The following is a 13,344-nucleotide window of genomic DNA, read 5'->3' on the forward strand; positions in this document are numbered from 1 at the left end:
AGACGCCGCCTCCTTGCCCAGTCGATATGGGTGAGGAAGCGGCGTCTTTCTGTCTGCCACTGCCAGCACGGAGCGCTGCACGGAACGACTCACGGAGCGATTCATGGAACGACGCAACCCGCACAAAGTCACATGGTAGAGTAAGGCCTGCAGCGCAGAGTATGAAGCTGGCAGCCATTGCCGACACCTTCAGATGACGGAGACAGCGCCATGACGAATAAGACCATCATCGCCGCCGAGCCGCCTGAGACACTCAGGCTGCCAGCACCGGATCAGGTAGCGCAGACGGACGATGGCAGTCGCCCACATCAGGAGGCCCTCGACGCCCATGCCGAGGATTACTCGGAAGCCGGCTTCTGGCGCAAGGTGAGCGGCGCCGCCAGAAAGGCTGGCAAGCGCGTGCTCAATCCCGCATTCCGCATGTATTTCGCCGCCCACGACCCCGACACGCCTCTCTGGGCGCGCACCACCATCTATGGGGCGCTGGGCTATTTCATCTCGCCCATCGATGGTCTACCCGACTTCACGCCACTGCTTGGCTACACCGATGACCTGACGCTGATGGCGGGTGCCGTCGCCATCGTCGCCGCGCATATCAAGCCGGAACATTCCGCGCGCGCGGAGACGACGCTCAAGCGCTGGTTCGATTGAGCTGGCGACTCTTGCATGTCTTCACATATACAAATGCAACAATATTCAACAAAAGTTAACAATGGTTGAAAGGCGTTGTCTGGCCCGTGTTTAGCCTTGTGACATGCGCATGTTACGGTGAGCGACAACTTCGCCACGCTCGAGAATTCGTCATATGCCCGTCACTCGAATGCCCATGCCATTGATGAAACTCGCTACCGCGAGCATTGCCCTGATGGTGATGGTCGGCTGTGTGTCGCGCGCGCAGATCGATGTCCCGAAGGTCACGCCGGTGGAGGCGCAGGCCTACCAGCACAAGGTGTTCTATTCCGACGTCTATTACAGCCAGCCACAGGCCAACCTGTTTTCTGGCGCTGCCCAACAGGCCATGCAACCACTGGGCCACATCAAGCTGTCGCGCATCTGTTCACCTGCGATGACCCACTTCAATCAATTGCTGCGTGAGCAATTGCCCGCGTCTTCGCGCATCACCCATGATGCACGTACCAGCGACTACCGCCTGCAGGTTGAAATCCAGGCCCATGAGAATCGCGGCCCTGTCTATCTTGATTACCTGATCGCCCAGAACCTGACCAAGAACCTGCTGACCTTCGGTGTCGCCAATGAAGATTTCGATATCATTGCCGATTTCGATGTCCAGTATCGTCTCTACGACAAGAACGAGCAGTTGCTGTTCAGCAAGGATTACGCCGTTCAGGACTCCGTGCCGCACCAGGCAGGCAACTTCGACTTCGGAGATCGCATCTTCCTGCCAGCCCAGAACATGATGAAGAAGTACCTGCTGCTGACGATGAATGATTTCTTCGTCAATGCCAGTCGCCCGAGCCCTGAACTTGCCGCCGTGCTCAGCGATAGCTGACAGCGAGGCAAATCCAGCACGCACTGGCAACACTCGACGTCATACACGCCACAACACGACAACGCCTCGCCAGCCATGCTGACGAGGCGTTGTCGTGTTTCAGGCCCCTTCATCCCTTCACTATTGCCCTCGAGACTCGCGCATCGTGCACCTCGCGGCATTCATCACGAGCAGAAGGAAGGCGCTAGTTCAGGGTTCACGAGACGTCATTGACTTGTCTGTTACGTCTGCTTCGCCTGCGCGTCTCTTGAGGTGTCCTTGCGCAAGCCTAGCGGCATGCGCAGCAACACATCCGGGCGATTCTGCGCCAGGCTCAGCACCGTGATCGCGAGCAGAATCAGCGCCATGCCACCTATCTGCATGGCACTCAGGCCTTGTCCCAGAATCAACAGGCCATACAGGGTGGCAGTGATCGGCTCTATCATGGCGACGATGGAGGCGACCGACGGCAAGCTATGACGCAGCCCGGCAATATAGCAATAGAAGGACAGGCCACCGCCCACCAGCCCGAACAGGATGAAGACCCACCACTCATCGGCGAAGGGCACCGCAATCGCCTGCCCCATATCCGTGAACGGCACCATGATCAAGGTGCTCAAGCCCAGCGCGATGGCCAGGATGCCCGGCACACTGCCATGCCGCGAAGCGGACTTGAAGGCAAAGATGAACACGGCATAAGACACGCCCGCCAACAAGCCAAAGGCGATGCCGAGTGGGGTGACAGAGGCAGAGCCGGATTGCAGCACGCCTGTCAGCAATACGATTCCAATCATCACCACCACGATCGATCCCAACTTGGTCGGCGTCGGTTTCTCGACCCGCGCCAGGAAAGAGGCGATATAGACAAAGATGGGCGCGCTATACATCAGCGTGGCAGCCACTGCGACGCTGCTTTCATTGACACTCTTGAAATAGAACATGAAATTGCCGGCGACACCCAGCCCCGCCAGCAACGACCACCCCAACAGACCACGCGTGGAGTCGGCCGGGCGCTTGTGATAGCCCAGCAGGAACATCCAGCCCAGCATGCAGATGAACCCCACCATGGCGCGCCAGAACGAAATGACTTCGGCCTGCCAGCCCCACGACATCAACTGACTTCCCAGCCCACCGGTAATCCCCCACTGGAGGGCTGCCAGAATGACCAATAACGTGCCCCATTGTGCCATGCACTCTCCATAGACGTGATTGATTGAGGAAAGACAGCGTACCAAGACACGCCCGGAGCCTGTAAATATACACAGCCGGCTTATTTGTACTTTCTTTTATTTAAATGGTATCCAATTGTTATCCTCAATCAGCCAACGAAAGATAAACTTGGAAAACTGTCGCCAATGCATGACAGACATGACGACTACAAGTGTCTTGCCACAGAATCATGCGCGACTTCTTGAATAATTCAAGGATATATCCTTGCCTGAACAGGCCTTCATTTCGCCCACCATCTCGAGACAATGACGACCACCAGAAAGAAGGGATTCACACAAGCCAACAAGGCGTGAGCCGCCCTTATGGCGCGCAAGACAACCCCACCCGACAAGCTTTTTGTTCGCCATTCCTCCTTCTATTGAGGCGATTGGGGCACGTTAAGCGCGTGACATGCAGATGTCATTGGCCGGACGCCCTTCCTGTCATGCTCAGGAAGCAGACGCCTCTCACCCGGTAAACGGCCGCCTTTTAGTCTAATAAACTGACCTGCTGTGCGTGATGAGTGGGCTGCGATACTTCACAGAGTCATTGACTATCAATGAGTTGGCGCAAATAAACCTCACGATCATCACTGGTAATACCAGATGACCTCAAGTAGCAGAAACAAATGGACTCTCTTACCTTGAGCTAGCGTCAGGTGCGACATAACCACGTACCCACCAACAACAAAGACTTATAAAACGACGTTCGCCACGCAACATAGGGAGAGTGCTGCACATGAATCAGTCGCTATTGGCACTATTGGCCTTTGTGCCATTGCTGCTCGCCGGGGTGCTGTTGATCGGCTTTCGCATGGCCGCCCGCCTCGCCATGCCCATCGTCTTCGTGGTCACTGCACTGATCGCCCTGCTGGCCTGGGACATGACCTTCACTCGTGTCCTGGCCTCGTCCCTGCAGGGGCTGATACTGACGGTCGCGATCCTGTGGATCATCTTCGGCGCCCTGCTGCTGCTCAATACCCTCAAGCATTCCGGTGGCATTGCCGCGATACGCAACGGCTTCTCCGGCATCAGCCCGGACCGCCGCGTGCAGGCCATCATCGTCGCCTGGCTGTTCGGCTGCTTCATCGAAGGTGCCTCCGGCTTCGGCACCCCTGCCGCCGTCGCCGCCCCCTTGATGGTGGCGCTTGGCTTCCCGGCCCTGGCGGCGGTCGTGGTGGGCATGATGGTGCAATCGACGCCAGTCTCCTTCGGTGCGGTCGGCACTCCGATCGTGGTCGGGGTCTCCGGTGGCCTCGACAAGGCCGGTGTCAGCGAGACACTGGCCGCGAATGGCTCGAGCTGGGACGCCTACTTCCAGCTGGTGACCTCTGAGGTCGCCATCACCCACGGCATCATCGGGATCTGCATGCCGTTGATCATGGTCGCGGTGATGGTGCGCTTCTTCGGCGCCAATCGCTCCTGGCGTGAAGGGCTGGAAGTCGCGCCCTTCGCGCTGTTCGCCGGTGTCTGCTTCGTGGTGCCTTACGTACTGGCAGGCGTGCTGCTGGGGCCGGAATTTCCATCGATGATCGGCGCCATGGTGGGGCTCGCCATCGTGGTACCTGCGGCGCGCAAGGGCTTCCTGCTGCCCAGCCGGAGCTGGGACTTCCCGAATGCTGACAGCTGGCCCGCGGAGTGGATCGGCAAGCTGGACATGACACTTGAGCCCGTCGAGGGCCGCAAGCCGCTCTCGGTCGGCATGGGGTGGCTGCCGTATGTGCTGCTCGCGGTGCTGCTGGTGATGTCGCGCGTCATCGCGCCGATCAAGGAAGCGCTGACCTCATGGAGCTTCGGCTGGAACGGCATTCTCGGGGAGACTGACATCTCCGGCAGTCTACAGCCCTTGTACCTGCCCGGCGGTATTCTGGTGGTCGTGGTACTGCTGACCATCGTGCTGCACCGCATGCGCATGCGAGACGTCAGTGCTGCCGTCAGCGAATCCAGCCGCACCATCCTCGGCGCAGGCTTCGTGCTGCTGTTCACGATTCCGATGGTGCGCATCCTGATCAACTCCGGCGTCAACGAGGCGGATCTGGTGTCGATGCCGGTGGCGATGGCGCAGTTCATCGCCGATAGCGTGGGCGATATCTATCCGCTGTTCGCGCCGAGTGTCGGCGCCCTCGGGGCCTTCATCGCCGGCTCCAACACCGTCTCCAACCTGATGTTGGCCGATTTCCAGTTCAACGTCGCCCAGGCCCTGGGCATCTCCAGCGCCATGATGGTCGCCCTCCAGGCGGTCGGCGCGGCTGCCGGCAACATGATCGCCATCCACAACGTGGTGGCTGCCTCGGCCACCGTCGGCCTCCTGGGTCGCGAAGGCGTCACGCTTCGCAAGACGATCCTGCCGACACTCTACTACGTGATCTTCGCTGGCATTATCGGCATGATCGCCTTCCACGGCCTGGGGGTGGTCGACGGCTTGATGAGCTGACAACACGCCTCGTCACACTCTGGCAAACGACAGCAGGCCCGCATTGTGTGCGGGCCTGCTGTCGTGTAGAGGTCATCAACATAATATTGAATGTGTTTATTCCAGGGGCCTGTTTATCAACAAGGCACGGCGTAATAAATTGCCCAACATCGCCGAAACGGCAGCCTTCATGTCGCAAGTTTCTGGAGCAGACATCCCATGACCCATTCTGTATTGCCCCCTACCCGACTACAGCAGACCCGGTTGCAGCAGGCCCGCGAGCTCGAACTTCCTTCCCGCGAAGCCATGCTGCGGCGCGCCCCTCCGTCCAGCAATTCTGGGACAGCCATCGTCAGCTGCTGAGTGACGCCTGGCGTGAATGGGAAGCCGTCGAGCAAGACGACCTCGCCATCCTCGATAGTGGATTGATCGACGAGGCGCTGCGCACTGCCGTCAAGCAGGCGTGGGAAAATCCCGAGCGCGAAACGGACGTCAAGGCGCTGATGACAGAAGTCGCCACTGACGTCTATAAGTTCCAGCTCTTCGATGTCGAGCACATTGCTGATTTGCGCAACATGCTGGAACAAGCATGGGACGCCGGTATTCCGTTGCGCCCGCCCTACGGCATCGTGCTCAATCGACGCGGCGCCATGCTCGACCGTCGCTCAGAGGGCTATCTGGCGGCACCGAGTTTCCAGGCGTTCTATCAGCAACTGCTGGACACCTACATGCGCCCGATCTCGCGGCTGCTGTTCCCGGAAATCATCGGCTACGACAGCCAGTCCTTCGGCTTCTCGATCCACTATCAGCCCACCACGGACGCCTCGATTCGACAGCATACCGACGCCTCGTCCGTGACCCTCAACATCAACATGAACCTGCCCGACGAGACCTTCGAGGGCTCTGAACTGGACGTTCTGGACGCCGCGAGCGGCGACGCAGTGCGCTTCTCGTTCACGCCCGGCTCGGCCATGCTGCATCGCGGTAATGTGCCGCATGCCGCGCAGCCGATCACCAGCGGCCAGCGCTCCAACCTGGTGCTGTGGTTGTATGGTGAGCGAGGCCAGATACCGCCACAGGGCGCGCAACGTCGGGCGATACCTGCCAGGGACCGCTGGGTCTCCTCGAGCGCCGAACAGGATGATTTCGCACCGTTCTGATGGCTATCGCTAGTGAGCAAAAACGACAAAGGGGGCCTTTGATAGGCCCCCTTTGTCGTTGTCATGCGCTCGATAACGCCGCTCAATCATCCGCTCATGACCATCTGATCATGGCCTCGCCTGCCATAACGGGAAAGCCGAGCAGGTCACGAAGGGTCGCGGCATCCGGCGAGAGAGTCAGCCAGCTCACGGCGGCGATATTGAGCAGTACCGCACACCAGAACATGAACTGGTAGCTTGTCTTGCGCGTCTTGTGGCGCAGGCTTTGCTGGGCGATCAGCGCGCCCGGCCAGCCACACAGCAGCTCCATGAAGTGCAGGGTATCCTCGCGGACTCTCTGTTCACTCTCAGCAGCGGCCAGTTTATCTACTCGATACGCCATGTACGCCACCAGGCTCATGCCCAGATACGCTGCAGGCAACATCCATGGCAGACGCTCCTGCCACCAGCCCGCTCCGAGTACGGCCATCACGGCTAACGCCACCAACCATGCAAGCCACACCCCGGTAGAGGTGGTGGAAGCTCCGGCCCCATGGGTGCGAAAGCGGATGGCACGTGGGCGGTTGTTGTCATCCATGCCCAACTGATAGTGCACCTGCGCGCTGGCCTTGGGTCGCCCGCGCCCTTGGTAGGCGCTGATATGGGCAAAGACATCCTTGCCACCCGACGCCGGGGTGATGAAGCCAAAGCCCTTGTCATCGTTCCAGCGCGTCAATCGTCCTTGAAGGTTCATCGTCTCATCTCTTCCCTAGCACGCCCTTAGCCGATGAAGGTGCCCGTGGCGTTGCCGCCGCCCTTGCCACCGGAGCCACCATCGCCGTTGTTGTCGTCATCTTTTTCATCTCTTTCATCTCTGTCACCCCTGCCATCCTTGCGCTCCCGCTCGTCACGCTGATCGCCCCATGAGTCCTGATCCTGCGAGTCAGCGCCGCCTTGTTCATGGTCGCGGATATCGGTAGCAGAGGCCTTTTGCGAATTGGCGTATACGGCGAGCGCATCATCGGGATTGCGCGCCGAGACCTGGGCCTGTTCTTGATAGCCCTGGGTTTCCAGCAGGCTCGCGTACCACAGGTTGCCCTTGAGGCTGATGGTCAAGTTGAGGCCCAGGAACAGGATATTGGAGATCAGCTGCCCTCCCTGCGTAGCCGGAATGAAGACCGAGCTGAGCACGATGAAGCCGAACAGACTGGCCGCCAGCAGCCACATGCGCTTGTAGAGCGCCCAGAACAGGCCGAAGAAGAATGCCGGCCACGACCAGCCGATCTTGACGGCACGCGTCCCGTGCTCGGGATGCGTCAGAATACGAAATGAAGCCATCGTGAAAATCCTTGTCTGTGATGCCGAGCGGGCAACAAGCTGCGACAAGCTCGGATAAATGACACACGCTTCGTACTATACCGCCAGCCACTTGTCAGGACCATGAACTGATCTATCGCTATCTCACTGATTCTCCTCAAGCTTGTCAGCCGCGCCGAGTCATTCATGTCCAGTCATTCGCACCGAGCCCTTCGCACAAAGCCGTTCACACCAAGCCATTCGCGCCCGACGACGCAGCTCAAAGCGTCTGGATGACCAGCGGCTGATCATTGGCCGGGTAGGCACAGCACATCAACACCTGCCCCTGAGCCACGCCAGCCTGTGGCGGCTCGGGATACTTGACCTCACCCTCGAGCAGTCGCAATGCGCAGCTGCCACAGCGCCCGGCACGGCAACTGGACAGGGTATTCACGCCTGACTGCTCGGCCAGCTCAAGCAGACTGCCCTGTTGGGGTGTCCACTGTCGTGTGATTCCCGCAGCACTGGCCGATGGCTGCCCGGGTGCCACGCGAGGCGTGAAGGTGACCCGAGTACGCTCCGGCAAGCTCGTCTGGAAGTCTGCCGATAGCGCAACCGCGGTTGCCTCCCCGTCCTCCAGCGAACCACGCCCGAAGAATTCGTGATGCAGTTGCTCACGCGGTAACCCCAGCGCCAGCAAGACGGCATATTGCGCGCGCATGAAGCCCTCGGAACCACATAGATAGACATGGCTGGAGGCAAGCTCCGGCAGGCTGCCCACCAGACTCACCAGCTCCAATCTGCCCACAGATTGATGCCGCCCGGCCACGAGATCCGCCGCACTCGGGCGCGACAATGCGATATGCAGATGCAGCCACGCATGGGCGCGCGACCAGCGCTCCAGCGTGTCGAGAAATGCCAGCTCACGCCCATCACGCGCGGCATGCAGGAAGACCACTTCACCGAGCGGCGGATGCCCCGCTTCTGCCTGCTGTATCAAGGCCTCCAGCATGGCGATCATCGGCGTGATGCCGACGCCGGATGACAACAGCACGTAAGGTGCTGGCAAGTCCTGCAACACGAAATCCCCCGCCGGGGGTGTCGCTTCCAGTACATCGCCCACCGCGAATTCATCATGTAGCAATCGTGAGGCAAGTCCCTTGGGGTCGCGGCGTACCGAGATGCGATAGGCACTCTGCCCCGCCCGCCAGGCCTGCGAAATGCTGTAGCTACGCATCACCGCGATCTCGCCGCAGGACAAGGGCTTGCGTGGCGTGGAGACCAGACGCAGGGTCAGATACTGGCCGGGGTGATAGGCGTCGATTTCCGCCGGCTCGCGCTCCTGCCCCGCTTGCGGCCATGGCGCCAGATAAAAGGAGGTGATCGAGTCGCTTTCGCGCACCTTGTCGATGACGCGCAGACGACGCAAGGGTACGGGCGCCTCGTCAGGGGCCAGCCAGTCACCTGTCTGCTCAAGCGCGGGCGAAGGCTCGATCAGACGCCCCTGCGCCGGCAAGGCATGCTCGACATGCAGTACCTGCTCCGGCACCACATCCACGATGCGCTCGGCGCCCGCGACCAGCGCTGCCCGCTGGGGGTTCCAGTCGACCCGGGCATGCCCCTTGAGCACCAACGCCTCGCCCGTGATGAAGTCGGGAATCAACAGGCTGACGCGGGGATCCAGCTCGATATTGCCCAGGGTGTTGAAGAAGTGATTGCCGGCAAAATCGGGAAACGACAGGCTGCCATCGGCATTCAGGTGCAGAAAGCCTGGCCTGCCGCCACGATGCGAGACATCCACGCCGTTGGGCGCAGCATCGTCCAGCTCACCTGCGCGGGTCGCGATGAAGAAGGTGTCCGCCTGGGCCAGCAAGGCGCGCGCCTCTTCATCGTTCCATGTCGCCTCGTCATTGAGTGCCACCTCGCGGCTGACCAGCGCTTTCGCCTGCTCGGCAGCCCAGTCGATCTCACGTTGCTGGATGTATTGCGGACAGTTGCCGAAGCTCTGATCGACCCCGATCCGCAGCCCATCGGGCGCCATGCCCGCCACCGCTTCAGGGGCAAGCAGGGTGCCATTCAGGCGATTGCGCCGCCGACTGGCCAGATCCAGCCCCAGCACGCCGATCCTGGTACCGGGAGTGAAATCCAGCCCCAGCAATTTCCCCAGCGCCGGTCGTGCATGCACCTGCAGCTCACCGGGCGTGGCATTGCAAAGCTGCCCGGGCGGCGCAAGGCTCACCACCGCCCACGGCCAGCCGTCGCTGTCAGGCACGCCCATGAACAGCACCGGCAGACTCGCGAAGAACGCGACATGCTGCTCAGGCATGCGGTCGCGCACGTAGGGGGCGACCTGGTCGAGATAATGCTCCGGCACGCCTGCGCGAGCCTGGACACGTCGCTCACCTGCATGAAACACCTGCCGATGCTCATTCATGGACAAACCCTCAGAATGACGGTGGAGCTCAGGCCAGTACCGGGCTCGTCGCCATGCCCACGAAGCCCGGCTCGGCTTCGAGACGCGCAAGCCAGCCACGAATGGCGGGATAAGGACTCAGGCTGACACCCCCCTCCGGGGCATGGGCGATGTAGCTGTAACCCGCGATGTCGGCCAACGTCAGGCGCTCCTCCACCAGGTATTGCCGCTGATCCAGATGGGACTCCATGACGGCGAACAGGGCATGCGCGCGGGCGATGGCCTGCTCGTGGTCAAAGGGAGCACCGAAGACGGTCACCAGACGTGCCGTGCAGGGCCAGCGGCAATCTCCCCGGCCGCGACCGAGAGCCAGCGTTGCACTTGGGCCGCTGCCAAGGCGTCTCCGGGCATGAAGCGTCTTTCGCCGTCATAGCGCTGGGCCAGATAGACGAGGATGGCGTTGGAATCACTCAGGAAGACGCCATTGTCTTCGATGGCCGGCACCTGCCCGAACGGACTGATCCTGAGGAAGTCGGGCGCCTTGTGCGCGCCGTTGGCCATGTCGAGATCCACCGTCTCATAGGGAATGTCCAACAGCGCCAGCATCAGCTCGACGCGGTGACAGTGGCCGGACTTCGGATTGCGGAACAGACGGATGGGCGCTGACGCGGCAGCAAGGCGTGGGTTCATGATTCACCTGACGATGTGAGGAAAGAGGAAAGAGCCGAGAGCGGCAAAGCGCAGTGCGCTGCAGGAAACGTGGAAGACGATGACGACTCAGAAGCCGAAATCGCTCAACCCGGGGTGGTCATCCGGTCGGCGCCCCAATGGCCAATGGAACTTGCGCTCGCTCTGCGCGATGGGGTGCTCATTGATGCTGGCGTGGCGATGGGTCATCAGCCCCTGCTCATCAAACTGCCAGTTCTCATTGCCGTAGGCGCGAAACCACTGGCCGCTGTCATTGCGATATTCATAGGCGTAACGCACGGCGATCCGATTCCCTGCGCTGGCCCACAGCTCCTTGATCAGGCGGTAGTCGAGCTCGCTTGCCCACTTGCGGGTGAGGAAGACCACCACCTCATCACGGCCGTTCACGAATTCGGCGCGATTGCGCCAGCGGGTGTCCGGCGAATACGCCAGCGCTACCTTCTCGGGGTCACGGCCATTCCAGCCGTCTTCGGCAAGACGCACCTTGTGTGCCGCAGTGTCTGGCGTGAACGGTGGCAAGGGATGGCGGGGGAGATTGGCTGACATGAAAGAGGCTCCAGCGGTTGGGGTGATCAAACACATCCCCACACTACTCTCCTCATCTGGCTGCTAGAATCCTCAGCAGACACAATTGATCATTCCAGATAATGACAATAATCGACGCCAATGGGAGCCACAGATGGACCGACTGCAGACACTGGAGGTCTTCGTGGCCGTGGCGGATGCCGAAAGCTTCGCGGCAGGTAGCAGGGCGCTGGGCATGAGCGCCCCCTCGGTGACACGCGGCATCAATGCCCTGGAAGCCCGCCTGGGCGCACGTCTGTTCACGCGCACCACACGTCGCGTGCGCCTGACCGAGATCGGTGAGCGGTATCTGGCGGATGCACGGCGCATCCTGGCGGAGCTTCAGGCAGCGGAGGATGGTGTCAGCGGCGCCGCGACACGCCCCACTGGCGTATTGCGCATCACCTGTCCCACCGAATTCGGCCGTCTCCATGTGATGCCACTGCTGATGGAATACCTCGAACGCTACCCCGAGATGCGCGCCGAGGTGGTCATGGTGGACCGCGTGGTCAACATGATAGAGGAAGGCTTCGATATCGCCGTGCGTATCGGTTCCCTGCCGTCCTCGGGGCTTTCGGCACTGAGAGTCGGCAGCGTGCGGCGCGTGGTGTGTGGCTCACCGAGCTATTTCGCCCGCGAGGGCACGCCGGACTCGCTGGAGGCCTTGGCCGGACAGCGCATCGTTGCCTCGAGCAACATGAATGCCAGCAAGGAGTGGCGCTTCGGCCACGCAGGAGAACATGCCATACGAGTGAGCCCCCGGCTAACGATGAGCAGCATTGCCGCCTGCATCGAGGCGGCCCGCAGTGGTTGGGGCATCACCCGCGTGCTGTCCTATCAGGTCGGCGAGGATCTCGCCGCGGGTCGCCTGCAGGCCGTACTGGAGGAGCTAGAGCCACCGCCGCTACCGATCCACCTGTTGCACAGCGAGGGGCGCGGCGCGGTGGCCAAGGTACGCACCTTCCTGGATTTTGCCGCCGAACGCCTGCGCGCCAATTCTGTACTGAATCCCTCACCGTCAGCGCGATTGACCGACTGAGCCCCCCTCCAACGGGCTGAAGGCCGTCATGTCCTGTTGCAACAGGCTCGACAGCCGACTGGCGCCATCACTCAACTGACGGCCCAGGCGGCTGATCAACTGCACATGCGGCGTGACGAACTGGGCTTCCTGCAGCGGAATTCGACACAGGCGGCCAGCGGCGACCTCCTCGGAGACCACGAATTCCGGCAGCAGCGTCACGCCGCCATGCAGCGCGAATTGCTTGAGCATGGCGAGGGCGTTGCAGGTCAAGGTCGGACTCAGCATCACGCCGGCCTGATGTTCGGCCTGGGCCACGATCTGGCGGATGCCGAATGACACCTCCGGCAGGGCCAGGGAGTGACCGGCCAGCGCCGCCAGCGACAGCGGAGCGGCCTCACCTGCCGCCCGCCTTGAGCCTTCCTGAGCCCCGAACTGTTGAGCCAAGGCATGCTGCGGATTGACCACTGCACACACCGGCTGCGGCCGCGAGACATGCGTGCGAATCTTCGGATCACGAGTCGGGTGAAACACCAGCCCCAGATGCGCCTCGTCCTCGACCACCTGCCGGATCACTTCATTGGTTCCACACAGATTCACCTTGAGTTCGATGCCCGGATAGCGTGCGGAAAAACGACTCAATGGCCCCGCCAGCCCCTCGATGAAGCCCTCACCGATCGCCAGCACCAGCGAGCCGCTTTGCAGCCCCTTCAATGACTGCAACGACTCGAGCAGAACCTCCTGCTGCGCCAGACGCTGCCGGTAATACTCCAGCACCCGCTCCCCCGCCTCCGTCGGCTTGACCCCGCGACGATGGCGCTCAAGCAGCGGCATGCCCAGCTCATGCTCCAGCTGGGTGATCTGTCGACTGACCGCGGAAGGCGCCACATTCAGGAAATCCGCTGCCGCACGCACGCTCCCGAGTCTTGCCGCCTCATGGAAATGACTGATACGTCGATCCTGCACCAGACTCATCACGCCCCCAGTATTGCCTTGAAGGCAACATTAAAGTGAATTCGGGATTATTGCTGGAACACAGAAGCGCTGTCCATACTCGAGTCACCGGGTGCTACTCCCCCTTCACCACGACAGGAAT

General features: G+C 61.2%; 13 protein-coding genes. 5 read left to right on the forward strand and 8 right to left on the reverse strand.

What is annotated here, in order from left to right; all coding sequences use genetic code 11:
- Positions 1-210: 210 nt before the first annotated feature.
- Positions 211-651, forward strand: a complete 441-nt coding sequence (locus tag R1T44_RS11930; RefSeq protein WP_284727030.1) for a YkvA family protein — start codon at positions 211-213, stop codon at positions 649-651.
- A gap of 175 nt (positions 652-826) precedes the next feature.
- Entirely contained in the window at positions 827-1,510 is a 684-nt protein-coding gene (locus R1T44_RS11935; RefSeq protein WP_284727031.1) for a hypothetical protein, read from the forward strand.
- 221 nt (positions 1,511-1,731) lie between these two features.
- Here the strand turns inward: R1T44_RS11935 and R1T44_RS11940 are convergent, their stop codons facing one another.
- Positions 1,732-2,679 (reverse strand): DMT family transporter, encoded by a 948-nt coding sequence (locus tag R1T44_RS11940; protein ID WP_284727032.1) that lies wholly within the window; start codon positions 2,677-2,679, stop codon positions 1,732-1,734.
- Positions 2,680-3,436: 757 nt separating this feature from the next.
- Between R1T44_RS11940 and R1T44_RS11945 the strand changes: the two genes are divergently transcribed.
- Together R1T44_RS11945 and R1T44_RS11950 are read left to right on the forward strand one after the other, a co-directional pair.
- Positions 3,437-5,131: an L-lactate permease gene (locus tag R1T44_RS11945; RefSeq protein ID WP_284727033.1), complete on the forward strand. Its 1,695-nt coding sequence runs from the start codon at positions 3,437-3,439 to the stop codon at positions 5,129-5,131.
- 404 nt (positions 5,132-5,535) lie between these two features.
- Complete coding sequence (locus R1T44_RS11950) at positions 5,536-6,270, forward strand: 2OG-Fe(II) oxygenase family protein (RefSeq protein ID WP_284727034.1); 735 nt, start codon at positions 5,536-5,538, stop codon at positions 6,268-6,270.
- A gap of 94 nt (positions 6,271-6,364) precedes the next feature.
- Here the strand turns inward: R1T44_RS11950 and R1T44_RS11955 are convergent, their stop codons facing one another.
- The 6 genes from R1T44_RS11955 to R1T44_RS11985 all read right to left on the reverse strand — a co-directional run bounded on the left by R1T44_RS11955 (position 6,365) and on the right by R1T44_RS11985 (position 11,212).
- Complete coding sequence (locus tag R1T44_RS11955; protein ID WP_345947322.1) at positions 6,365-7,003, reverse strand: cold shock and DUF1294 domain-containing protein; 639 nt, start codon at positions 7,001-7,003, stop codon at positions 6,365-6,367.
- A gap of 26 nt (positions 7,004-7,029) precedes the next feature.
- Entirely contained in the window at positions 7,030-7,587 is a 558-nt protein-coding gene (locus R1T44_RS11965; protein ID WP_288388102.1) for a DUF2628 domain-containing protein, read from the reverse strand.
- Positions 7,588-7,825: 238 nt separating this feature from the next.
- A complete protein-coding gene (locus R1T44_RS11970) occupies positions 7,826-9,979 on the reverse strand; it encodes a 2Fe-2S iron-sulfur cluster-binding protein (protein WP_284727036.1) in 2,154 nt (717 codons plus the stop codon).
- A gap of 28 nt (positions 9,980-10,007) precedes the next feature.
- Positions 10,008-10,277: a glutathione binding-like protein gene (locus tag R1T44_RS11975; RefSeq protein WP_284727037.1), complete on the reverse strand. Its 270-nt coding sequence runs from the start codon at positions 10,275-10,277 to the stop codon at positions 10,008-10,010.
- Positions 10,274-10,648, reverse strand: coding sequence for a glutathione S-transferase N-terminal domain-containing protein (locus R1T44_RS11980; RefSeq protein ID WP_242007645.1), 375 nt, complete (start codon positions 10,646-10,648; stop codon positions 10,274-10,276). The genes R1T44_RS11975 and R1T44_RS11980 overlap by 4 nt, the downstream gene beginning before the upstream one ends.
- 87 nt (positions 10,649-10,735) lie before the next feature.
- A complete protein-coding gene (locus R1T44_RS11985) occupies positions 10,736-11,212 on the reverse strand; it encodes a nuclear transport factor 2 family protein (RefSeq protein WP_153636015.1) in 477 nt (158 codons plus the stop codon).
- Between the two features lie 133 nt (positions 11,213-11,345).
- Here R1T44_RS11985 and R1T44_RS11990 point away from each other — a divergent pair, with 133 nt between their 5' ends.
- Complete coding sequence (locus R1T44_RS11990; RefSeq protein WP_153636016.1) at positions 11,346-12,269, forward strand: LysR substrate-binding domain-containing protein; 924 nt, start codon at positions 11,346-11,348, stop codon at positions 12,267-12,269.
- Here R1T44_RS11990 and R1T44_RS11995 read toward each other — a convergent pair.
- Positions 12,249-13,223: a LysR family transcriptional regulator gene (locus R1T44_RS11995; protein WP_284727038.1), complete on the reverse strand. Its 975-nt coding sequence runs from the start codon at positions 13,221-13,223 to the stop codon at positions 12,249-12,251. The genes R1T44_RS11990 and R1T44_RS11995 overlap by 21 nt on opposite strands.
- Positions 13,224-13,344: the final 121 nt, after the last annotated feature.

It is taken from the genome of Cobetia amphilecti (assembly GCF_032923285.1).
GTDB classification, from domain to species: domain Bacteria; phylum Pseudomonadota; class Gammaproteobacteria; order Pseudomonadales; family Halomonadaceae; genus Cobetia; species Cobetia amphilecti.

What these genes read in the sequence shown, in the direction of transcription:
- R1T44_RS11930 (WP_284727030.1), top strand. Translation starts at nt 211, where the DNA reads ATGACGAATAAGACCATCATCGCCGCCGAGCCGCCTGAGACACTCAGG.
- R1T44_RS11935 (WP_284727031.1), top strand. Translation starts at nt 827, where the DNA reads ATGCCATTGATGAAACTCGCTACCGCGAGCATTGCCCTGATGGTGATG.
- R1T44_RS11940 (WP_284727032.1), bottom strand. Translation starts at nt 2,679, where the DNA reads ATGGCACAATGGGGCACGTTATTGGTCATTCTGGCAGCCCTCCAGTGG.
- R1T44_RS11945 (WP_284727033.1), top strand. Translation starts at nt 3,437, where the DNA reads ATGAATCAGTCGCTATTGGCACTATTGGCCTTTGTGCCATTGCTGCTC.
- R1T44_RS11955 (WP_345947322.1), bottom strand. Translation starts at nt 7,003, where the DNA reads ATGAACCTTCAAGGACGATTGACGCGCTGGAACGATGACAAGGGCTTT.
- R1T44_RS11965 (WP_288388102.1), bottom strand. Translation starts at nt 7,587, where the DNA reads ATGGCTTCATTTCGTATTCTGACGCATCCCGAGCACGGGACGCGTGCC.
- R1T44_RS11970 (WP_284727036.1), bottom strand. Translation starts at nt 9,979, where the DNA reads ATGAATGAGCATCGGCAGGTGTTTCATGCAGGTGAGCGACGTGTCCAG.
- R1T44_RS11980 (WP_242007645.1), bottom strand. Translation starts at nt 10,648, where the DNA reads ATGAACCCACGCCTTGCTGCCGCGTCAGCGCCCATCCGTCTGTTCCGC.
- R1T44_RS11985 (WP_153636015.1), bottom strand. Translation starts at nt 11,212, where the DNA reads ATGTCAGCCAATCTCCCCCGCCATCCCTTGCCACCGTTCACGCCAGAC.
- R1T44_RS11990 (WP_153636016.1), top strand. Translation starts at nt 11,346, where the DNA reads ATGGACCGACTGCAGACACTGGAGGTCTTCGTGGCCGTGGCGGATGCC.
- R1T44_RS11995 (WP_284727038.1), bottom strand. Translation starts at nt 13,223, where the DNA reads ATGAGTCTGGTGCAGGATCGACGTATCAGTCATTTCCATGAGGCGGCA.